The sequence below is a fragment of the Pseudomonas sp. SWRI92 genome (assembly GCF_014268685.1).
GTDB classification, from domain to species: Bacteria; Pseudomonadota; Gammaproteobacteria; order Pseudomonadales; family Pseudomonadaceae; genus Aquipseudomonas; species Aquipseudomonas marvdashtae.
Window position 1 is genome coordinate 229488 of sequence record NZ_JABWQY010000006.1, and the last position, 21123, is coordinate 250610.

Genomic DNA, 21123 nt, shown 5'->3' on the forward strand with positions numbered 1-21123 from the left:
TCCGACGTTTTCTTGCGCCTGATCCCGTAGGAGTTCGGTAAACTGGCCGGCCTTCGCGGAGGCTGACATGCAAGACGACGACTTTTCCCTGTTCAAAAGTGCCATCCAAGGCGTAAAACCGATCAAGCACGATCGCGCTGAAACCGGCAAACCCAAAGCCGATCGCGCGCAGATCGCCAAGTTGCGCCAAGCCGCCACCGTGCGTACCGATGCCACCACCGTGGACGGTTTGTCCGATCAGTTTGTGATCGATGTCGGCCCTGAAGATGAGCTGATGTGGGCTCGCGACGGCGTGCAGGAAAGCCAGATGCGCAAGCTCAAGGTCGGCCAGATCCCCTTCGAAGGCAGCCTCGACCTGCACGGCATGACCGTCGAAAAAGCCCGGGAAACCCTCTGGGCCTTCCTGGCCGAGGCCACCAAATTCGAAATCCGCTGCGTGCGCGTCACCCACGGCAAAGCCGTGCGACTGGACGGCAAGCGGCCGATGATCAAGAGTCACGTCAACACTTGGCTGCGCCAGCATTCGCAAGTGCTGGGCTTCACTTCCTGCCAGGCCAGACACGGCGGCGCCGGGGCGGTGTACGTGATGCTCAAGCGCACCATGATGGAAGGTCGCGACGAGTAGCCCTCGATTGCCGAGCTTGCAGCGCCGTGTCCGCCACCGTACCCTTGCCCTTTGCGTAAAATCCCCACAGGTAGTTTCATGTCTCTGGAACAGAATTACACCGCGATTCTCGGCCAATTGGGCGAGGACGTTTCCCGCGAGGGCCTGCTCGACACGCCCAAGCGCGCTGCCAAGGCCATGCAGTACCTTTGCCGCGGTTATGAACAGACCCTGGAAGAAGTCACCAACGGTGCCTTGTTCAGCTCCGACAACAGCGAGATGGTGCTGGTCAAGGACATCGAGTTGTACTCGCTGTGCGAGCATCACCTGCTCCCGTTTATCGGCAAGGCTCATGTCGCCTATATCCCGAGCGGCAAGGTCTTGGGCCTGTCGAAGGTTGCACGCATCGTCGACATGTACGCGCGTCGTTTGCAGATCCAGGAAAACCTCAGCCGCCAGATCGCCGATGCGGTCCAGCAAGTGACCGGCGCACTCGGCGTGGCGGTCGTCATCGAGGCCAAGCACATGTGCATGATGATGCGCGGTGTGGAAAAGCAGAACTCCTCGATGATCACTTCGGTGATGCTTGGCGAATTCCGCGAAAATGCGGCGACGCGCATGGAATTCCTCAGCCTCATCAAGTAATCCGTCGCTTAAAAAAACCGGCATTGATCGCCGGTTTTTTTTCGCCCGCGAAAAATCAGGTAAGCTGCGCGCCCTGTTCTTCCCGCGAGGCTTGTACCGTGATCGTCAAAGCGCTTCGAGTTGGCCTGGGCCAGCTCATCATCTTCCTCGATTTCATCACCCGGCCCGCCAAGAAACAGCGCACGGCCGACGCCCAGGCGCAAGTTGACCAGGCAGCCAGCGGCCTGACGCTGTATCAATTCCACGCCTGTCCTTTTTGCGTGAAGACCCGCCGCGCCCTGCGTCGCCTCAACGTGCCGGTGGCCTTGCGCGACGCGAAGAACAACGAGCAGGATCGCCAAACGCTGCTGGAGCAAGGCGGCAGGATCAAAGTTCCGTGCCTGCGAATTGAAGAAAACGGCGAGACCACTTGGTTGTATGAGTCGAAAGCGATCATCGATTATCTGGATAAGCGCTTTTCGGCGGCCTGAGGATTTTCAAGGCAGTGGATGGCCTTATCGCGCGCAAGCGTCGAAGCCGCCCGCCTGAAGACTTCACGCCGCTTCTGCGGCCAGCGCCTCACGCACCACGCCTGCCAAGCGCTTGAGTCCTTCATCCAGCCGTGCCGGATCGATGTGGCTGAAATTCAAGCGCAGATGCCCTGGGTGTTTGTCCGGGTCCGGAAAGAATGGCTCCCCCGGCATGAACGCGACGTCCGCGGCCAGCGCCGCGGCCAGCAGGGTGCGGGTGTCCAGCGGTTGCTTGAGGGTCAGCCAGAAAAACAGCCCGCCCTGAGGCACGTTCCAGTCCGCCAGGTCGGAAAAATGCCGTTGCAGCGCGGCTTGGAACCGGTCGCGACGCTCCCGGTAGAAATCCCTCAACTCGCTCAGATGGCTGCGGTACTGCTCGGTGCCGATCCATTGCAACGCCTGCCACTGGCCGATGCGGTTGGTGTGCAAATCCGCCGATTGCTTGAGCCGCAGCAGGTGCGGGAACAAGTCCGGGCTGACAATCAAATAACCCACCCGCAGCCCCGGTAACAGGGTCTTCGACACGGTGCCGGTGTATATCCAACTGGCTTTTTTCAAGCGACTGACGATTGGCGTGGCACTGGCGCCGTCGAACGTCAGCTCACGGTAGGGTTCGTCCTCTACCAGGGTCACGCCGAACTCATCCAGCAGCGCCGCCACCGCATCGCGCTTGGCCTCGCTGTAGCGCACCGCCGAAGGATTCTGGAAGGTCGGGATCAGGTAGATGAACGCTGGCCGATGCCGCTCCAGCCGAGCTCGCAGCTGCTCCAGGTCCGGGCCATCCGCCTCCAGCGGCACGGTGATGCAGTCGGCGCCGAACAACTGGAAAATCTGCAGTGCCGCCAAGTACGTCGGTGCTTCGAGCATGACCTCGGTGCCGACGTCGATGTGCAACTTCGCCGCCAGGTCGAGGGTTTGCTGGGAACCGCTGACCACCAGTACCTGGCTTGCCGCACATGGCAGACCCAAGGATCGCGCCTGCGCTGCCAACGCTTCACGCAGGGCCGGCTCACCTTCGCTCATGCCGTATTGGCCCATGGATCGCGGCATCTCCTGCCATTCCACCTTCGGCAGCATGGCTTCGGCGGGCAGGCCACCGGCGAACGACATCACCTCCGGGCGCTGCGCCGCGGCGAGGATTTCTCGAATCAAAGAACTCTTGAGACGCGAGACACGTTCGGAAAATGCCATGGGGTCACCTGTAGCGAGGGTATAGATAGATGAGTCAAACTGGTTGACTGAAATTACTCCGCCTTCTCCGGAAACGTCAATATGCTTGACCTTAAAAACCCAACCTCTCAACAAATGGCCATGGAAGCTTTTTTCTTCGGCTACCAGGCGTTCACCGCCAAGGCCGATGAAATGCTCGAGCGTCGCGGGCTGAGCCGCGTGCATCAACGCATCGTTTTTTTCATCGCTCGTTATCCGTCCCTGAGCGTGAAGGAATTGCTGGCGCTGCTCGGCGTAAGTAAACAGGCGCTGAACATGCCGTTACGCCAGCTGATGGAAATGCATTTGGTCAACAGCGTTGCGTCCGAGACCGACAAGCGCAAGCGGCTGCTGGAGCTGACCGCCGAAGGCGAGCGGTTTGAGCAAGCGCTGCGGCGCGAGCAAGTGAAATTGCTCGAACGGGTGTTTGCTGAGGCAGGCGAAGCAGCTGTCGATGGCTGGTTGGCGGTGAATCTCGGATTAGGCAAGGCTGGCGACTGACGGCTTGCGCGTCCGATCCCAAGGCATCCTCATGGCGATATATCCCTATCGCCATAAATTTCGTCGACAAAACAGAAAACATTATTTGCTTTATTTGTATACAAAAGCATAATTCGCTTCGTGCGAGTTCCTGACCAAGCGGTCAACAACATCGCCAGCCTTACCTGCCTCAATGCCTCGCAGCCTTCCTCAGGGAACACGCGGTGCTGGAAATAACAATAAAACTCTTGAGGAGTACTCGCTGTGGAAAGCCGCAAACCCGAAGCCCAGACGCTGGATCTCTCGCCGCCATTACGCAGTGGCTGGCTGGAACGCCTCTTCAAACTCAGCTTGCATGGCACCACGGTGAAGACCGAGCTTATCGCTGGTGTGACGACCTTTATCACCATGGCCTACATCATCTTCGTCAACCCCAACATCATGGCCGACGCCGGTATCGATCACGGCGCCGCGTTCGTCGCCACCTGCATCGCCGCAGCCCTCGGCTGCCTGTTGATGGGCCTGTACGCCAACTGGCCGGTAGGCCTGGCACCCGGCATGGGCCTGAACGCTTTTTTTACCTACACCGTAGTCGGCACGATGGGCTACAACTGGGAAACCGCGCTGGGCGCAGTGTTTGTTTCCGGCGTGTTGTTCATGTTCCTGACCCTGTCGCGGGTCCGTGAGTGGTTGCTCAACAGCATCCCGGTCAGCCTCCGCTATGCGATGGGCGCGGGCGTCGGGCTGTTCCTTGGGCTGATCGGCCTGAAAACCGCCGGCATCGTCGTCGACAGCCCCGCCACGCTGATCAAGCTGGGCTCCCTGCACGAGCCCGGACCGCTGCTGGCCGCGGTGTGCTTTCTGATGATCGCTGTGCTCAGCTACCACCGCGTGTTCGGCGCGATCCTGATCAGCATCATTGCCGTGACCCTGGCCGGATGGGGCCTTGGGCTGGTGCACTACAACGGTGTGATGTCCACGCCGCCAAGCCTCGCACCGACCTGGATGGCGATGGATGTGGCCGGCGTGTTCAATGTCAGCATGATCAGCGTGGTGTTGGCCTTCCTCTTCGTCCACATGTTCGACACCGCCGGCACCTTGATGGGCGTGGCCCAGCGCGCCGGCCTGGTGAAGCCCGATGGCAAGATCGAAAACCTGTCCAAGGCGCTGAAGGCTGACAGCGCTTCCAGCGTATTTGGCGCCATGGTCGGTGTGCCACCCGTCACCAGTTATGTGGAAAGCGCCGCCGGTGTCGCCGCCGGTGGCCGCACCGGGCTTACCGCCGTGACAGTCGGCGTGTTATTTATTGCCGCCATGTTCTTCGCACCGTTGGCGGGAATGATCCCCGCCTACGCCACGGCCGGTGCCCTGATCTATGTCGCCATGCTGATGATGGGCGGCATGGCCCACATCGAATGGGACGAAGCGACTGACAGCATCCCGGCAATCGTTACAGCCATCATGATGCCGCTGACCTTTTCGGTCGCCGATGGCATTGCGCTGGGTTTCATCACCTACGTAGTGCTAAAGGCTGGCACCGGTAAATACAAGGAAATATCCGTCAGCTTGTGGGCGCTCTGCGCGATCTTTATCGCCAAGTTCATCTTCTTGTAGACGGTACACATCTTCATCCGCCTCACCCCATTGGTGGGGCTTTTGTGCATCAGGAGCAAAGCAATGAATCTGGAAACCTGGTTATTGTTCAGCGGCGCCGCGTTAGTGGTGATCCTTATCCCCGGCCCGCTGTCGCTGCTGATGATCAGTAACAGCCTCAACTACGGCCTGCGCCGCTCTTATCCAGCGTTTCTCGGCGGGGTCATGGCCTCGATCTGCCTGTTGAGCGCTTCGGCGCTGGGGCTCGGGGCGCTGCTGCTGGCCTCGGAGCAATTGTTCAGCGCCCTGAAGATCGTCGGCGCGCTGTACCTGTTTTACCTCGCCTGGCAGAGCTGGCAGCAATCGCGCCAGCCTGCCCAGGCTGCCGAGGTGCCGCAGGCGGCCGCCGTTCCGCGCTTTCGCGCCTTGTTCGGTCGAGCGTTCGTACTGGGCGCGAGCAACCCCAAGGACATCCTCTTCTTCGCCGCCTTCCTGCCACAGTTCCTCAGCGCGCAACAACCGTTCCTCCCGCAGTTGCTGGTCATGATCGCCACCTGGACCGTGCTGGATCTTTTATGCAAGTTGGCCTATGGCCTTGGCGCCCACGGCGCGGCGCGGTACCTGCGCACAGGCAAGGGCCAGAGCTGGTTCAACCGGGTCAGTGCGGGATTGTTCAGCGGGGCGGGGGCGGCTTCATTGTTGAGCCGCTAGACAGCAGGAGCTTCGCGAGCTTGCTCGCGAAGGCGCGCTCCCAGATAGCACTTTTCCACAGGTCAAAAAAAGCCCGCAGTGTGAGCGGGCTAAAAACCAAAGAAGCCATGCGCAATCGCTTCCAGGGCAAGGCAGCTGCTTGGGGGCTCAGCTGCCTCGATACGTTGAATAGGCGTAAGGCGAAATCAACAAGGGCACATGGTAATGCTCTTGCTCCTGGGAAATACCAAAGCGCAGCACCACCACATCCAGGAACGCCGGTTCGGACAGCTGGACGCCACGGGCACGATAGTAATCGCCGGCATGGAATTGAATCTGATAGACGCCGCTGCGGTAGTCATCCCCTTGCAACAGCGGTGTATCGCAACGGCCGTCGCTATTGGTCAATGCACTGGCAACCCAGTGCAATTGCGAACCTTCTACGCGGTACAGCTCGACCTTGATCGAGCTGCCCGGGCAGCCGTGTGCGGCATCCAAAACGTGTGTAGTCAGACGTCCCATTGATTGTGCGTGCCTAGCTGCTGAGCAGCCCGGCACGGCGCCTCCTGAGTCAGTTGAAAAGACAGGCTGCACCGTTTCGAAGCATGAAACGATGCAGCAGTGAGCGAATTAAGACACTTCAATCTCAAATTGTACACAATTAAAAACAGAAATCTGCGTGATGTGGCTGATGATGCGCGCGGCACCTCGATCCGTGCCCGATCCAGCGCACCCGCCGGCTGCCAGGGTATAAATTGACCAAGTGGGCAGATTTCTTGCAGTGTAGACAAACCGTCGCCTGCGGTAAAAAATGCCAAAAACGGGCTTACAAGTCGCTCGATAAGTTGTATACAATCACTCCATCGTCGTGACGCCAGCCAGATATTCAAGCCTGGGCGCCACCCACATGGTTCGAACAAGAAGGAAGACTGCAGTGAGCGCTGACTACCCACGCGACCTGATCGGTTACGGCAGTAACCCTCCCCATCCTCATTGGCCGGGCAATGCCCGCATCGCCCTGTCCTTCGTGCTCAACTACGAAGAAGGCGGCGAGCGCAACATCCTGCATGGCGACCGTGAGTCCGAAGCGTTCCTCTCGGAAATGGTGTCGGCGCAACCGCTGTTGGGCGAGCGCAACATGAGCATGGAGTCGCTATATGAGTATGGCAGCCGTGCCGGCGTCTGGCGCATCCTCAAGCTGTTCAAGGAATTCGACATTCCGCTGACCATATTCGCCGTCGCCATGGCGGCGCAGCGCCACCCCGACGTGATCCGCGCCATGGTCGCCGCCGGTCATGAAATCTGCAGCCACGGATATCGCTGGATCGACTACCAGTACATGGATGAAGCCCAGGAGCGCGAGCACATGCTCGAAGCGATCCGCATCCTCACCGAAATCACCGGCGAGCGCCCGCTGGGTTGGTACACCGGCCGCACCGGTCCCAACACCCGCCGGCTGGTGATGGAAGAAGGCGGTTTCCTCTATGACAGCGACACCTATGACGACGACCTGCCCTACTGGGAACCGAACAACCCCACCGGCAAGCCGCACCTGGTGATCCCGTACACCCTGGACACCAACGACATGCGCTTTACCCAAGTGCAGGGTTTCAACAAGGGCGACGACTTCTTTCAATACCTCAAGGACGCCTTCGACGTGTTGTATGCCGAAGGGGCCGAGGCACCGAAGATGCTCTCCATCGGCCTGCATTGCCGGCTGATAGGCCGTCCTGCGCGCCTGGCCTCCCTCAAGCGGTTTCTCGAATACGTCAAAGGCCATGAACACGTCTGGTTCAGCCGCCGTGTCGACATCGCGCGCCACTGGCAGCAAACCCATCCGTATCAGGGAGCGTCCAAATGACCGCTTTCCAGACTTTCAAGCCTTCCACCTTGAGCCGCGAAGCCTTCGTCAAAGCCTTCGCTGATATCTACGAACATTCGCCATGGGTCGCCGAAAAGGCTTTCGATCTGGGCCAGGATCCGTCGATCGACCAGATCGAAACCCTGCACCAGCGCATGAGCGACATCCTGTTGAGCGCCGATCACGCCAGCCAACTGGCGCTGATCAACGCTCACCCGGACCTGGCCGGCAAAGCCGCCGTCCAGGGCCAACTGACCGAAGCCAGCACGAACGAACAGGCTGGTGCCGGTATTCACCAATGCACGGCCGAAGAGTTCCAGCGCTTCACCGAGCTGAACGAGGCCTACAAAGCCAAGTTCAAGTTTCCCTTCATCATGGCGGTAAAAGGCAGCAACCGGCACCAGATCCTCGCCGCGTTCGAAACGCGCATCCATAACTCGACAGACGTCGAATTCAAATGCGCGCTGGCCGAGATCAACAAGATCGCGTTGTTCCGATTACTGACCCTTTAGCGAGCAGCACCTCAAGACCAGGTCCTGCAAGCATCCCCAGCCAACTTATCAAAGGCAGACAAGAAGAATGAAAGCTTACGCCGTACCGTTCGAGAAGTTCGTCAACCTGGCCGACGCCCGCCTGGGCACCAAAATCATTTCGGTCACCGATGACTGGTTCGCCGACGCCAACCGGCTGTTCCAGCCGACCCCGGCCGTGTGGAAGGAGGGCGTGTTCGATGACAACGGCAAATGGATGGACGGCTGGGAGTCGCGCCGCAAGCGCTTCGAAGGCTACGACAGCGCGGTGATTCGCCTCGGTGTACCCGGCTCGATCAAGGGCGTGGACATCGACACCTCATTCTTCACCGGCAACTACCCACCGTCGGCCTCCCTGGAAGCCTGCTTCCTGGCGCAAGGCGAGCCGGACGAAAACACCCAGTGGACCGAAGTGCTGTCGGCCGTCGAGTTGAAAGGCGACAGCCACCACTACCACGAAATCGGCAACGACCAGGCGTTCAGCCACCTGCGCTTCAACATTTACCCGGATGGCGGCGTAGCCCGGTTGCGGGTTTACGGCATTCCGTACCGCGACTGGTCCGCCGTGGGCGACAACGAACAGATCGACCTGGCCGCTGCCCTCAACGGTGGCCGCGCCCTGGCCTGCTCCGATGAACACTTCGGCCGCATGAGCAACATCCTCAACCCGGGCCGTGGCATCAACATGGGCGACGGCTGGGAAACCGCCCGTCGTCGCACCCCGGGCAACGACTGGGTGATCGTCGCCCTGGGCCACGCCGGCATCGTTGAAAAAGTCGTCGTCGACACGCTGCACTTCAAGGGCAACTACCCCGACAGTTGCTCGATCCAGGGCGCGTTCGTCAAAGGCGGCACCGACAGCCAGATCGAAACGCAGTCGTTGTTCTGGCGCGAACTGCTGCCGAGCCAGAAACTGGAAATGCATGCCGAACACGCCTTTGCCGAACAGATCAAGGCGCTTGGACCGATCACCCACATTCGCCTGAACGTGTTCCCGGATGGTGGCGTGAGTCGCCTGCGGGTGTTGGGCAAGGTCGCAAAATAAGATTGCGATGATCGTTCCCAAGCTCTGCGTGGGAATGCATACCGTGACGCTGCGCGTCACAGTGGACGCGGAGCGTCCATGGCGGCGTTCCCACGCAGAGCGTGGGAACGATCAAACTCAAAAGATTAAGAAGACCAGCATGCGCACACTCAAGATCGAACCGCTGACCAAAGAAGCCTTCGCCCCGTTCGGTGACGTGATCGAAACCGACGGCAGCGATCACTTCATGATCAACAACGGTTCGACCATGCGCTTCCATCGCCTGGCGACGGTTGAAACCGCTACGCCGGACGATCAGGCGATCATCAGCATTTTCCGCGCCGACGCGCAGGACATGCCGCTGACCGTGCGCATGCTGGAGCGTCATCCGCTGGGCAGCCAGGCCTTCATCCCGCTGCTCGGCAACCCCTTTCTGATCGTGGTCGCGCCACTTGGCGATGCACCTGTATCAGGCTTGGTCCGCGCCTTCGTCACCAACGGCAGGCAGGGCATCAATTACCATCGCGGCGTCTGGCACCACCCGGTGCTGACGATCGAAAAGCGGGATGACTTCCTGGTGGTTGATCGCAGTGGCACAGGCAATAACTGCGATGAGCATTTTTTCAAAGAGGATGAGTTATTGATCCTCGCCCCCCACCAATAAGAGAAGGTCCGATCACCCGAAACAAGGGTGACGGGCGAGAGGTAAAGACTGTGGAAGCACATATGCTGGAATGGCTGAACCTGAGCGTTCGCTGGGTTCATATGATCACTGGCGTGGCCTGGATCGGCGCGTCGTTCTACTTCGTCTGGCTGGAAAACAACCTCAATCGCGTCAACCCCAGGAGCGGCTTGGCTGGCGACCTGTGGGCCATCCACGGTGGCGGTATCTATCACCTGGAAAAATACAAGCTCGCGCCACCGTCCATGCCGGACAACCTGCACTGGTTCAAATGGGAAGCCTATTTCACCTGGATGTCGGGCATCGCCCTGCTGTGCGTGGTGTTCTATTGGAACCCGACCGTTTACCTGCTGGCTCCCGGCAGCAGCTTGAGTGGCGCCGAGGGCGTGGCCCTGGGCATCGGTTCTTTGTTCGTCGGCTGGTTCGTCTACTCCTTTCTTTGCGATTCCGCCCTGGGCAAGCGCCCTGCCCTGCTCGGCCTGATCCTGTTCGTGCTGTTGATCGCCGCGGCATATGGGTTCAGCAAGGTGTTCAGCGGTCGTGGTGCTTACCTGCACGTGGGCGCCGTCATCGGCACGATCATGGTCGGTAACGTGTTCCGCATCATCATGCCGGCACAACGGGCCTTGGTCGCGGCCATTGCCGAGAACCGCACCCCCGATCCAGCGCTGCCAGCCAAGGGTTTGTTGCGTTCGCGCCACAACAACTACTTCACCCTGCCGGTGCTGTTCATCATGATCAGCAACCACTTCCCGAGCACCTACGGCAGCCAATACAACTGGCTGATCCTGGCCGGGATCGCCGTGGCGGCGGTGTTGGTGCGGCACTACTTCAACACGCGGCATGACAGCAACCGATTTGCCTGGACGCTGCCAGTCGGCGCCCTGGCGATGATTTGCCTGGCTTATGTCACCGGTCCCAAGCCCATGCCCACCGCGCCGGAAGTGGCCAAGGCACCCGGCGTGATCGAGTACCAACCGTTGCCGGAAACGGCGGTGGGCGGTGGCGCCAAACCGGCGACGGCGGCGACCGCCCCGGCAGCGGCGCCCGCCCAGGCTTCCAACGCCCAGGGCCCTTCGTTCGACAAAGTCCATAGCGTGATCCAGGAGCGCTGCTCGGTCTGCCATTCGGCCAAACCCACCAGCCCGCTGTTCAGCGCAGCGCCGGGCGGGGTGATGTTCGACACGCCGCAGCAGATCCAGCAAGAGGCCGCGCGCATCCAGGCCCAGGCGGTGACCACCCAGATCATGCCGCTGGGCAACATCACGCAGATGACCCAGCAGGAACGCGATCTGATCGGCGCCTGGATCACCCAAGGCGCGCGCACCCACTAGTCCCGTTACACACGCAATACCGCAGACAGGCAGACCGGCACCCGACCGGTCGCCCGTCAGCGGCTGCCTGCGCCTCAACAATAAGAACAAGAGGAAAGCACCCATGCAGACGCCCGACCGTTACTCACAACTCGTCGCAAATGCGCCGTTGCCGCGTACTTGAGCCTCTACGGGCAAGTCCGTATCCTGCGCGGCCGTTCGAACCCGGACACCTCATAACAACAATCAGAACCTGAGCGACTCACCGACTTTCAGCCCTAGCCACAAACAAAAAGCTGACCGAACGGATGTTTTGTCCGTGGAAAAAGGCGCCACACCAGAGCGCTGACGACAAGAAACGCGGTACCACCTACCTTTGGGAGCAAACCGAATGAAACGTACGAGCACCAACCTGATACTCGCGGGATCGTTGTTGGCCGGGGGCCAGGCGATGGCAGGCGATCTCCTCCAGTGGCAAAACAACAGCCTGAGCTACCTCTATGGCAAGGATTTCCAGATCAACCCGCGCATCCAGCAAACCGTGACGTTCGAGCACGCCGATGCCTGGAAATACGGCGACAACTTCTTCTTCCTCGACCGGATCTTCTACAACGGCCAGGACGACAGCAATTCCGGCCCGAACACTTATTACGGCGAATTCAGCCCACGCCTGTCGTTCGGCAAGATCTTCGACCAGAAGCTCGCACTGGGTCCGGTCAAGGACGTCCTGCTGGCCATGACCTACGAGTTCGGCGAAGGCGACAACGAGTCGTACCTGATCGGCCCGGGTTTTGACCTGGCGATTCCCGGTTTCGATTACTTCCAACTGAATTTCTACAATCGCCAGACCGAAGGCCCGCGTGCCGGCGACAACGTCTGGCAGATCACCCCAGTCTGGGCCATTACCGTGCCCGTGGGTTCATCCGACATCCTGTTCGACGGGTTCATCGATTGGGTCGTGGACAATGACACCAATTCCAAGGGCACGTATCACGCCAACCTGCACATCGTCCCGCAGATCAAATATGACTTGGGCAAAGCCCTGAAGTTGGGCGCAAAACAGTTGTATGTGGGGGTGGAATATGACTACTGGAAGAACAAATACGCGATTGAAGACAGCGACGGGTTCAAGACCAACCAGAGCAATACCAGCTTCTTGCTGAAGTACCATTTCTGATCGAGACGAGCGTTCCCAGCAGGTCCATTTGTCGGCGCGAGCCGGCTCACGGTAACGGTGGACCTGCTTGCAACCCTAGAAACCGGCATAACGCGTCACGCTGCGCCAACGCATCCTGGCGCCCCAACTCGATCAACTCGCCGCAATACCCCGCCTCGAACAGCAGATAACTCAGCACCCCGGCGCCACTGGTCTTGGTCGCACCCGGTCCGCGCAAGAACACCCGCAGTGCACGGGGCAGTTCCTGGCGATGACGGGCAGCGATCTCGTCGATTGGCTGGCTCGGCGAAATTACCAGCACCTCCACCGGAGCTGCGCCGAGGGCGTGGGCCGGTACGTCGTCGGGCAGCATGTGACTGAACTGGTTCAGGCGCTCGAGCAGCTCGATGTCGCTTTCCAGGCTGTCGATGAACGTGCTGTTGAGCATATGGCCGCCGATCTGCGCGAGGCTCGGTTGCTGCCCGGTGTAGGTGCGCTCCATCGGAGTTAGCCCACCCGCGCCACGGGGGTTGCCGCTCACACCGATGACCAGCACTCGATTCGCCCCCAGGTGCAGGGCCGGGCTGATCGGCGCCGATTGGCGCACCGCGCCGTCGCCGAAATACTGTGGGCCGATCTTGACCGGCGCAAACAGCAAGGGGATCGCCGAGCTGGCCAGCAGGTGCTCCACCGTCAGCTGCGTGGGCACACCGATGCGCCGATGCCGCAGCCAGGCGCCAATGGTGCCGCGACCTTGATAGAACGTCACCGCCTGTCCGGATTCGTAGCCGAACGCGGTCACCGCCACTGCGCGCAATTGATGCTCGGCGATCGCCTGTTCGATACCCGACGCGTGGAACTGTGCCTGGAGCAGTTCGCGCAAGGGCGAACTGTCGATCAGCGCCACCGGCAGCTTGGCGCCCAGGCCGAGCAGGCCATGAATGAAAAAACGCGTCGCCTGGCCCATCACGCCACGCCAGTCGCTGCGCATGACCTGATGGCTGCGCACCGCCTGCCAGAAGGCCGTCAGGCGTTCAATGGCGCTCTTGAAGTCCATCGCCCCGCTCGCCAGGCTGACCGCGTTGATCGCACCGGCCGACGTGCCGACGATCACCGGGAAAGGATTTCGCGCCCCGTCCGGCAACAACTCGGCGATGGCCGCCAGTACGCCTACCTGATACGCCGCTCGAGCCCCGCCGCCGGAAAGAATCAAACCTGTTACCGGTTCAGCTGGGGTCATCGCAATACTCCGTCGTCAGTCAATTAAGGCTACACGCTCAACCGCGCTTTTCGTACAGCTTCGGCTCGCCCGGTGGACGGGTCTTGAACCGCCGGTGGGCCCAGAGGTATTGCTCGGGGCACTGGCTTACCGAACGCTCTACCCATTGGTTGATCCGCAGGCAATCGGCCTCTTCGGTCTCGCCCGGAAAATCTTCCAGCGGCGCCTGGATCACCAGCCGATAGCCGCTGCCATCGGCCAGGCGTTCCTGGACGAACGGCACGACCAGCGCCTTGCCCAAGCGGGCGAATTTGCTGGTTGCGGTCACTGTCGCCGCCTGGATACCGAACAGCGGCACGAACACACTTTGCTTGGCGCCGTAGTCCTGGTCCGGCGCATACCAGATCGCCCGGCCGGCGCGCAGCAACTTGAGCATGCCGCGCACATCATCGCGCTCCACCGCCAGGGAATCGAGGTTGTGGCGTTCACGACCCCGGCGCTGGATGTAGTCGAATAGCGGGTTCTTGTGCTCACGATACATGCCATCGATGGTGTGCTGCTGCCCCAGCAACGCCGCGCCGATTTCCAGCGTGGTGAAATGCAGCGCCATCAGGATCACGCCCTTGCCGTCGCGCTGGGCCTGCTTGAGATGCTCGAGCCCTTCGACATGGGCGAGCTTCGCCAGGCGCGAACGTGACCACCACCAGCTCATGGCCATTTCGAAGAAGGCGATACCGGTGGAGGCAAAGTTTTCCTTGAGCAAGCGCTTGCGTTCGGCAGCGGACTTCTCGGGGAAACACAGCTCCAGGTTGCGACTGGCGATGCGCCGCCGGTCGCCGGCCACCCGGAACATCAGCGCGCCCAACGCACGGCCGACCCGCAGTAACAGCGGATAAGGCAACTGGACAATCAGCCACAACAATCCCAGGCCACACCACAGCAGCCAGAAACGCGGATGAAAAAACGCAGCTCGAAAACGCGGGCGATCCATTACAGCTTCCATCAAGACCTGGGCCGCGCATTCTACATTGTTCGACTCGGCTTGCGGCTCGCGGGCGATCTCGTTATAAGTCTCGGCACTTTTAGTGACAAGTCGTTGTACGCCGACCATGAGCCAAACCGAACCGCTAGACCAAGATCCCGTGTTCCAGCTGAAGGGCAGCATGCTCGCCATTACGGTGCTGGAACTGGCCCGTAACGACCTGGAAGGTCTTGACCGGCAGTTGGCGGCGAAAGTCGCCCAGGCCCCGAATTTTTTCAGCAACGCCCCGCTGGTGCTGGCGTTGGACAAGCTGCCGGCCAGCGAAGGCTCGGTGGATTTGCCAGGCCTGATGCGCGTTTGCCGCCAGCATGGCCTGCGCACCCTGGCGATCCGCGCCAGCCGCATCGAAGACATCGCCGCCGCCATCGCCGTGGACATTCCGGTGCTGCCGCCCTCCGGTGCCCGCGAACGCGTGCTGGAGCTGAGCCCGGCCGAACCGAAAAAGCCGGAAAAACCGCCAGAGCCCACCGTCAAGCCCACTCGAATCATCACCTCACCGGTGCGCGGCGGACAGCAGATCTATGCCCAGGGTGGCGATCTGGTCATCATCTCTTCGGTCAGCCCGGGCGCGGAACTTCTGGCCGATGGCAACATCCATGTATACGGCCCGATGCGCGGCCGAGCGCTGGCCGGTGTCAAGGGCGACACCAAGGCGAGGATTTTTTGTCAGCAGTTGAGCGCGGAACTGGTCTCCATCGCTGGGCATTACAAGGTTTCCGAGGATTTGCGGCGCGACCCGTTGTGGGGGGCCGGCGTCCAGATCAGCCTTTCGGGCGACGTGTTGAACATCATTCGGCTTTAACGGATACTGCCGCATTTTCCAAGCATCTCTAAAACGTAGCGAAAACGGCTTAAACGACGCAGGAAAAAGATCAGGCAGTGTTTACCGGAGGTAGACCCCGCCGCACATCCGATTCCAGCCAAGCCTGTCCAATTGCAGCAGTTTTCCAGAGATGTTTTTCAGGGGCTGACAAAGTCCTTTTTCCTTAGGGGTGAAACACCTTGGCCAAGATTCTCGTGGTTACATCCGGCAAGGGTGGTGTGGGTAAGACCACCACCAGCGCCGCTATCGGTACCGGCCTCGCCTTGCGCGGCCATAAAACAGTCATCGTCGACTTCGACGTCGGCCTGCGTAACCTCGACCTGATCATGGGTTGCGAGCGTCGCGTGGTCTATGACTTCGTCAACGTGGTCAACGGTGAAGCGAACCTGCAGCAGGCCCTGATCAAGGACAAGCGCCTTGAAAACCTCTACGTCCTGGCCGCCAGCCAGACCCGCGACAAAGACGCGCTGACCCAGGAAGGCGTGGAAAAAGTCCTGATGCAACTCAAGGAAGACTTCGAGTTCGTGGTCTGCGACTCCCCGGCCGGTATCGAGAAGGGTGCCCACCTGGCCATGTACTTCGCGGACGAAGCGATTGTCGTGACCAACCCGGAAGTGTCGTCGGTACGTGACTCCGACCGCATGCTGGGCCTGTTGGCGAGCAAATCCCGCCGTGCCGAGAAAGGCGAAGAGCCGATCAAGGAACACTTGCTGCTGACCCGCTACAATCCGCAACGCGTCAGCGACGGCGAAATGCTCGGCGTCGAAGACGTCAAGGAAATCCTCGCAGTGACCCTGCTGGGCGTGATTCCAGAATCCCAAGCCGTACTCAAGGCCTCGAACTCCGGCGTGCCGGTCATTCTTGACGACCAGAGCGACGCCGGCCAGGCGTATAGCGATGCGGTCGATCGTCTGCTGGGCAAAACCGTCGAACATCGATTCCTCGACGTCACGAAGAAAGGTTTCTTCGAGCGCCTGTTTGGAGGTAGGTAATGAACCTTTTTGACTTCTTTCGTGCCAACAAAAAGCCAAGTACCGCCTCGGTAGCGAAAGAGCGTCTACAGATCATCGTGGCGCACGAACGCGGCCAACGCAGCACCCCGGACTACCTGCCTGCGTTGCAGAAGGAACTGGTGGAAGTGATCCGCAAGTACGTCAATATCGGCAACGATGACGTGCATGTCGCGCTGGAAAGCCAGGGCAGCTGCTCGATCCTGGAACTCAATATCACCCTGCCGGATCGCTGATCGCACCGGCGGGAGCCACGGCGGCTCGGGCTCTTCTGCTCTTCCTTCGGGAATTGAGAAAGGCCCGAGCCGCCGTTGGCGTTTGTAACGAGACTGTTTAATGCCCCTGTCCAACATCCGCATCATCCACCAGGACGCCGCCGTGCTCGTGGTCGACAAGCCGACCCTGCTGCTCTCCGTGCCTGGCCGGGCGGACGACAACAAAGACTGCCTGATCACCCGCCTGCAGGAAAACGGCTATCCGGAAGCACGAATCGTGCACCGGCTGGACTGGGAAACGTCCGGCATCATCCTGTTGGCCCGCGACCCGGATACGCATCGCGAACTGTCTCGGCAGTTTCATGACCGTGAAACCGAAAAAGCCTACACGGCATTGTGCTGGGGCCAACCGGAGCTGGACAGCGGCAGCATCGACCTGCCCTTGCGCTACGACCCGCCGACCAAACCTCGTCACGTGGTGGACCATGAGCAAGGCAAACACGCCCTGACGTTCTGGCGCGTGCTGGAACGCTGCGACGACTGGTGTCGGGTCGAGCTGACGCCGATCACCGGGCGCTCCCACCAGCTGCGGGTGCACATGCTTTCCATTGGCCATCCGTTGCTAGGTGACGGACTCTACGCCCACCCGCAGGCCTTGGCCGCCTGGCCACGCTTGTGTCTGCACGCCAGCATGCTCAGCTTCACCCACCCGCAAAGCGGCGAGCGCCTGCGCTTCGAGTGCCCGGCGCCTTTCTAGACGTTGGTGTTTACATAAGTCGGGCCATGCAGTCCCCGGCTTACAGGCTTCGGCGACCGTCCTGTTTGTAAAAAAATATTCACATTAAACGAAATGTGTCTAAGATAATCGCCTTTCGCCAAGGCAGGACGCCCGTGCCAGACACCTCGCCGCTCCATCGGGACTATCCCTACACCTTCCGTTTCTTGAACACCGATCTGCATTTGCGGGACGAACCTTGTCATCACACTGAGCACGCGCTGCGACAGTTGATCGTCAATCGCCGCAAGCGCACGGTGACGCGCGCGACAGCCATTATTCCCGGTAGCAAACAGTCACTGTTCGCCAAGGTCCAGCGTCTGGACAGCTTTCAAAGCAAAGTCCGCGTGACCTTCTGCACGCCCAGACGCAACGGGCGCTTCGATTGGCCATTGGAAGAACTGCAGAACACGCTGCAGGCCCAGCATCGAGGCGTTCAGATGCCGGCGCTCCAGGGGTTCGGCTACACCCGTGGCGGATTAGGCCTGGCCCAGGATTATTTCCTTATCACCCAGTTGCTGGAGGGTTACACCGACGGCGCGAAATGGTTGGCGGAGCATCCCGGGCAAATCGAAACATTCATCCGAAAAGCGTTCGATCTGTTGGATTCCCTCACCCGTAGAAACATCAGCCACATGGATTTCTGGGCGGGCAATCTCATGCAACCTGCTGATGTGCAATGCCCGCTCATGGCGATCGATTTCGAGAACTGTTTCTCCCGGCCAACGCTGTATCCCAGCGAAACACTCGGCTTTCAGCTCGGCTTCTTCTATCACCGGGAGATTTACCGGTTCATCACCGAAGCTCGGTACGACATGCTGGTGGAGGACTACCTCAAACAGAAACCGCCAGTATCAATGGCGGATTTCGACAAGGTTTACCAAGTCAGCAAGCACACCCACCTGGGTCGCAAGGAACGCCGCGAGGTGTTTTTGCAAGGCCGGGTGATGTTCGGCTGACCCGCCTGGGTCGCGGCATTGGCCCTGCAATGTCGCGACCCGATGGGGTAAACTCCCGCCCATTGCTGTCTGGAGTTATTTATGCGCGCAGAGTTGAACCAGGGCCTCATCGACTTTCTCAAGGCCTCCCCCACCCCGTTCCACGCCACCGCCAGCCTTGTCCAGCGCCTGGAGGCGGCGGGTTACCAGCGTCTTGACGAACGCGAAACCTGGGCCACCGAGGCCAACGGTCGTTATTACGTCACGCGCAACGACTCCTCGATCATCGCCTTCAAGCTCGGCCGCAACTCACCGCTGCACGACGGCATCCGCCTGGTCGGCGCCCATACCGACAGCCCTTGCCTGCGGGTCAAGCCGCAGCCGGAACTGCAACGCCACGGGTTCTGGCAGCTGGGCGTGGAAGTCTACGGCGGCGCGCTGCTGGCGCCATGGTTCGACCGTGACCTGTCCTTGGCCGGTCGCGTGACCTTCCGCCGCGATGGCAAGGTCGAAAGCCAGTTGATCGACTTCAAGGCGCCGATCGCCACGATCCCGAACCTGGCCATTCATCTCAATCGCGAAGCCAACCAGGGCTGGGCCATCAACCCACAGAACGAGCTGCCGCCGATCCTCGCCCAGTTCGCCGGCGACGAACGCGTTGATTTTCGCGCCGTGCTCACCGACCAACTCGCCCGCGAACACGGCCTGAACGCCGACGTGGTGCTCGATTACGAGTTGAGTTTCTACGACACCCAAAGCGCCGCGGTCATCGGCCTGCACGGCGATTTCATTGCCGGCGCGCGCCTGGACAACCTGCTGTCGTGCTACGCCAGCCTGCAAGCCTTGCTGAACGCGGACACCGAAGAAACCTGCGTGCTGGTGTGCAACGATCACGAGGAGGTCGGCTCATGCTCGGCCTGTGGCGCCGACGGGCCGATGCTGGAACAGACCTTGCGACGCCTGCTGCCCGAAGGTGAAGAGTTCGTCCGGACCATTCAGAAATCCCTGCTGGTTTCGGCGGACAACGCCCACGGCGTGCACCCCAACTATGCCGACAAGCACGACGCCAACCACGGCCCCAAGCTCAACGCCGGCCCAGTGATCAAGGTCAACAGCAACCAGCGCTACGCCACCAACAGCGAAACCGCCGGATTCTTCCGCCATCTGTGCATGGCCGAAGAGGTGCCGGTGCAGAGCTTCGTGGTGCGCAGCGACATGGGCTGCGGCTCGACCATCGGCCCAATCACCGCCAGCCAACTGGGCGTACGCACCGTGGACATCGGCCTGCCGACGTTCGCCATGCATTCGATCCGCGAGCTGTGTGGCAGCCATGACCTGGCGCATCTGGTGAAAGTACTGAGCGCGTTCTACGCCTGTCGCGAGTTGCCGTAAGCCTTTGTGGCGAGGGAGCTTGCTCCCGCTGGGTGGCGCAGCCGCCCCAAAATTTGCAACTGAATGCAGATAGGCCAGTGCTGCGCACTGGAGCGGGAGCAAGCTCCCTCGCCGCAAGAGCGTCCGCTTCGAAATGTGCGGATGCTAATGATCTGCCCGCCAAACCGCGACTAGACTGACCTTATCCCTCCCGACAAGGCTGTCGCCATGATTTCCATGTCTTCGTTCAACGCCATGCTGGTGCCCATCATCGCCGGCATGATCCTGCTCGCCATCGGCTTCAATTTCCGCGACAAGAACGTCGGGGTGTTCTCCATGTGGATTGGCATGTTGCTTATCCTCTTGACCGTGCTTTTCAGGATCATGGCCAAGCTCAACGAGTCTTCCTGAGCCCGCTTCAAACTGGCTGTGCCGGGACGTCGACGCCGACATGAATCGCGTCGTGCCGCCAGAACTCCAGGTCGCAATCGATCAAGCGCTGGTGCTGGTCATAATTGACCCGCGCAATCCGCAACCCAGGGCTACCGACCGAGACTTTCAGCGCCGACGCCGCTTCGGGCTGTAGCGACGTCGGCACGATCTCGAACCTCACCCGGCCGTAGTGCAGGTCGTAATGGCTCGCGTACAACTCGGTCATCGACTGGTTGAGGTCGAACTCCAGGATGTCCGGAAAATACAGCGGGTTCAGGTAATGCTCGACGTATAGCACCAGGCGCTCATCTATTCGCCGGGTACGGCAGATCTGGATGACGCTGGACAGCGCCGGCAATTGGAGCCAGGCGCACACCGCCGCCGAGGCAGGTTGCAGGCGCGCCGAGATCACTTCGGTGGACGGCACTCGCCCCTGGGCAGCGACCATGGCGTGGAAATGACTGCGCTGCATCAAGTTGTAGGCCAGCCGTGGCGGCGAGACAAACCAGCCGCGGCGCTCCTCCCGGTAGATCTGTCCCTGGGCTTCGAGCTGCAACAGCGCCTCGCGAACGGTGATCCGGGTGGTGCCGAACAATTCGCTGAGCTTGCGCTCGGCCGGCAACTTGCACCCGGGCGCCAGCAAGCCGTGGTCGATCTGCTCTTGCAGGACCTGCCCGATGGTTGTCACCGCTTTGGTTGCCTCAACGCGCATCAACGTTACCTATCTGGACTAGACCAGCACTGTTTCGGGGCAGGATCGTCACCGTGTCGATCCGCAATTCACGCCTGCAAGCCTAGGCGTTAAGCATGACTGATAGATGACACAACCGCTGAACGGTCTACACATCGGCTTGCAATTAAGCGGCCAAGCCCTTGCAGATCAGTTGTTTACTCATGGTCTACGCTTATGACGCAGCGACCCTCAATGAGCCTGACGATTGCTGGCGAACTTGCCATCGACATCAAAATGTCATGGGACGCGCCTACATTGGCTCAGGTATT

Annotated in this window: 24 protein-coding genes; 19 read left to right on the forward strand and 5 right to left on the reverse strand. The window is 60.5% G+C overall.

Annotated elements, in window-relative coordinates; translation table 11 throughout:
- The first annotated feature begins 67 nt into the window (after positions 1 to 67).
- The 3 genes from HU762_RS12860 (at position 68) to HU762_RS12870 (ending at position 1719) form a co-directional block, all read left to right on the forward strand.
- Positions 68 to 625 carry a Smr/MutS family protein gene (locus HU762_RS12860; RefSeq protein WP_122839286.1) on the forward strand — a complete coding sequence of 186 codons (558 nt, stop codon included), beginning with the start codon at positions 68 to 70 and terminating at the stop codon, positions 623 to 625.
- A gap of 78 nt (positions 626 to 703) precedes the next feature.
- Positions 704 to 1249 (forward strand): GTP cyclohydrolase I FolE, encoded by a 546-nt coding sequence (folE, locus tag HU762_RS12865; protein WP_030142335.1) that lies wholly within the window; start codon positions 704 to 706, stop codon positions 1247 to 1249.
- A 98-nt stretch (positions 1250 to 1347) separates the two neighbouring features.
- Positions 1348 to 1719 (forward strand): glutathione S-transferase N-terminal domain-containing protein, encoded by a 372-nt coding sequence (locus HU762_RS12870; RefSeq protein WP_186637306.1) that lies wholly within the window; start codon positions 1348 to 1350, stop codon positions 1717 to 1719.
- Positions 1720 to 1782: 63 nt separating this feature from the next.
- Here HU762_RS12870 and HU762_RS12875 read toward each other — a convergent pair whose 3' ends face one another.
- Positions 1783 to 2949 carry a PLP-dependent aminotransferase family protein gene (locus HU762_RS12875; protein ID WP_186637309.1) on the reverse strand — a complete coding sequence of 389 codons (1167 nt, stop codon included), beginning with the start codon at positions 2947 to 2949 and terminating at the stop codon, positions 1783 to 1785.
- 81 nt (positions 2950 to 3030) lie between these two features.
- On the opposite strand from HU762_RS12875, the gene HU762_RS12880 reads away from it, so the two are divergent.
- The 3 genes from HU762_RS12880 to HU762_RS12890 all read left to right on the forward strand — a co-directional run bounded on the left by HU762_RS12880 (position 3031) and on the right by HU762_RS12890 (position 5751).
- Entirely contained in the window at positions 3031 to 3468 is a 438-nt protein-coding gene (locus HU762_RS12880; protein WP_186637318.1) for a MarR family transcriptional regulator, read from the forward strand.
- Between the two features lie 243 nt (positions 3469 to 3711).
- The gene (locus tag HU762_RS12885; RefSeq protein ID WP_186637321.1) at positions 3712 to 5061 is read left to right on the forward strand and encodes an NCS2 family permease; all 1350 of its coding nucleotides are present in this window, start codon (positions 3712 to 3714) and stop codon (positions 5059 to 5061) included.
- Between the two features lie 63 nt (positions 5062 to 5124).
- Entirely contained in the window at positions 5125 to 5751 is a 627-nt protein-coding gene (locus HU762_RS12890; RefSeq protein WP_186637324.1) for a LysE family translocator, read from the forward strand.
- 147 nt (positions 5752 to 5898) lie between these two features.
- Here the strand turns inward: HU762_RS12890 and uraH are convergent, their stop codons facing one another.
- Positions 5899 to 6252 carry a hydroxyisourate hydrolase gene (gene uraH / locus HU762_RS12895; protein ID WP_186637332.1) on the reverse strand — a complete coding sequence of 118 codons (354 nt, stop codon included), beginning with the start codon at positions 6250 to 6252 and terminating at the stop codon, positions 5899 to 5901.
- Between the two features lie 412 nt (positions 6253 to 6664).
- On the opposite strand from uraH, the gene puuE reads away from it, so the two are divergent.
- The 6 genes from puuE to HU762_RS12925 all read left to right on the forward strand — a co-directional run bounded on the left by puuE (position 6665) and on the right by HU762_RS12925 (position 12317).
- The gene (gene puuE / locus HU762_RS12900) at positions 6665 to 7591 is read left to right on the forward strand and encodes an allantoinase PuuE (protein ID WP_186637335.1); all 927 of its coding nucleotides are present in this window, start codon (positions 6665 to 6667) and stop codon (positions 7589 to 7591) included.
- Positions 7588 to 8103: a 2-oxo-4-hydroxy-4-carboxy-5-ureidoimidazoline decarboxylase gene (gene uraD, locus HU762_RS12905; protein WP_186637338.1), complete on the forward strand. Its 516-nt coding sequence runs from the start codon at positions 7588 to 7590 to the stop codon at positions 8101 to 8103. Before puuE ends, uraD begins: the two co-directional genes overlap by 4 nt.
- A gap of 67 nt (positions 8104 to 8170) precedes the next feature.
- Positions 8171 to 9166 (forward strand): allantoicase, encoded by a 996-nt coding sequence (alc, locus tag HU762_RS12910; RefSeq protein ID WP_186637341.1) that lies wholly within the window; start codon positions 8171 to 8173, stop codon positions 9164 to 9166.
- A gap of 139 nt (positions 9167 to 9305) precedes the next feature.
- Positions 9306 to 9809: an ureidoglycolate lyase gene (locus HU762_RS12915; protein WP_186637417.1), complete on the forward strand. Its 504-nt coding sequence runs from the start codon at positions 9306 to 9308 to the stop codon at positions 9807 to 9809.
- Positions 9810 to 9859: 50 nt separating this feature from the next.
- The gene (locus HU762_RS12920) at positions 9860 to 11161 is read left to right on the forward strand and encodes a urate hydroxylase PuuD (protein WP_186637344.1); all 1302 of its coding nucleotides are present in this window, start codon (positions 9860 to 9862) and stop codon (positions 11159 to 11161) included.
- Between the two features lie 370 nt (positions 11162 to 11531).
- Positions 11532 to 12317: an outer membrane protein OmpK gene (locus tag HU762_RS12925; protein ID WP_186610352.1), complete on the forward strand. Its 786-nt coding sequence runs from the start codon at positions 11532 to 11534 to the stop codon at positions 12315 to 12317.
- A gap of 46 nt (positions 12318 to 12363) precedes the next feature.
- Here the strand turns inward: HU762_RS12925 and HU762_RS12930 are convergent, their stop codons facing one another.
- Both HU762_RS12930 and HU762_RS12935 read right to left on the reverse strand, forming a co-directional pair.
- A complete protein-coding gene (locus HU762_RS12930; protein ID WP_186637346.1) occupies positions 12364 to 13536 on the reverse strand; it encodes a patatin-like phospholipase family protein in 1173 nt (390 codons plus the stop codon).
- 37 nt (positions 13537 to 13573) lie between these two features.
- Positions 13574 to 14506: a lipid A biosynthesis lauroyl acyltransferase gene (locus HU762_RS12935; RefSeq protein ID WP_186637348.1), complete on the reverse strand. Its 933-nt coding sequence runs from the start codon at positions 14504 to 14506 to the stop codon at positions 13574 to 13576.
- 118 nt (positions 14507 to 14624) lie between these two features.
- Here HU762_RS12935 and minC point away from each other — a divergent pair, with 118 nt between their 5' ends.
- From minC to HU762_RS12970, 7 genes are all read left to right on the forward strand, one after another.
- Positions 14625 to 15359, forward strand: coding sequence for a septum site-determining protein MinC (gene minC, locus HU762_RS12940; protein ID WP_186637351.1), 735 nt, complete (start codon positions 14625 to 14627; stop codon positions 15357 to 15359).
- A 200-nt stretch (positions 15360 to 15559) separates the two neighbouring features.
- Positions 15560 to 16372 carry a septum site-determining protein MinD gene (gene minD / locus HU762_RS12945; RefSeq protein WP_003179114.1) on the forward strand — a complete coding sequence of 271 codons (813 nt, stop codon included), beginning with the start codon at positions 15560 to 15562 and terminating at the stop codon, positions 16370 to 16372.
- Positions 16372 to 16626: a cell division topological specificity factor MinE gene (gene minE, locus HU762_RS12950; protein ID WP_039594520.1), complete on the forward strand. Its 255-nt coding sequence runs from the start codon at positions 16372 to 16374 to the stop codon at positions 16624 to 16626. Before minD ends, minE begins: the two co-directional genes overlap by 1 nt.
- A gap of 100 nt (positions 16627 to 16726) precedes the next feature.
- Complete coding sequence (locus HU762_RS12955; protein WP_186610348.1) at positions 16727 to 17362, forward strand: RluA family pseudouridine synthase; 636 nt, start codon at positions 16727 to 16729, stop codon at positions 17360 to 17362.
- A 134-nt stretch (positions 17363 to 17496) separates the two neighbouring features.
- Entirely contained in the window at positions 17497 to 18339 is an 843-nt protein-coding gene (locus HU762_RS12960; RefSeq protein WP_186637354.1) for a hypothetical protein, read from the forward strand.
- 81 nt (positions 18340 to 18420) lie between these two features.
- Positions 18421 to 19710: a M18 family aminopeptidase gene (locus tag HU762_RS12965; protein WP_186637357.1), complete on the forward strand. Its 1290-nt coding sequence runs from the start codon at positions 18421 to 18423 to the stop codon at positions 19708 to 19710.
- A 207-nt stretch (positions 19711 to 19917) separates the two neighbouring features.
- Complete coding sequence (locus tag HU762_RS12970; RefSeq protein ID WP_186637360.1) at positions 19918 to 20100, forward strand: hypothetical protein; 183 nt, start codon at positions 19918 to 19920, stop codon at positions 20098 to 20100.
- Between the two features lie 7 nt (positions 20101 to 20107).
- On the opposite strand, the gene HU762_RS12975 is transcribed toward HU762_RS12970, so the two are convergent.
- The gene (locus HU762_RS12975) at positions 20108 to 20833 is read right to left on the reverse strand and encodes a UTRA domain-containing protein (RefSeq protein WP_186637363.1); all 726 of its coding nucleotides are present in this window, start codon (positions 20831 to 20833) and stop codon (positions 20108 to 20110) included.
- Between the last annotated feature and the right edge of the window lie 290 nt (positions 20834 to 21123).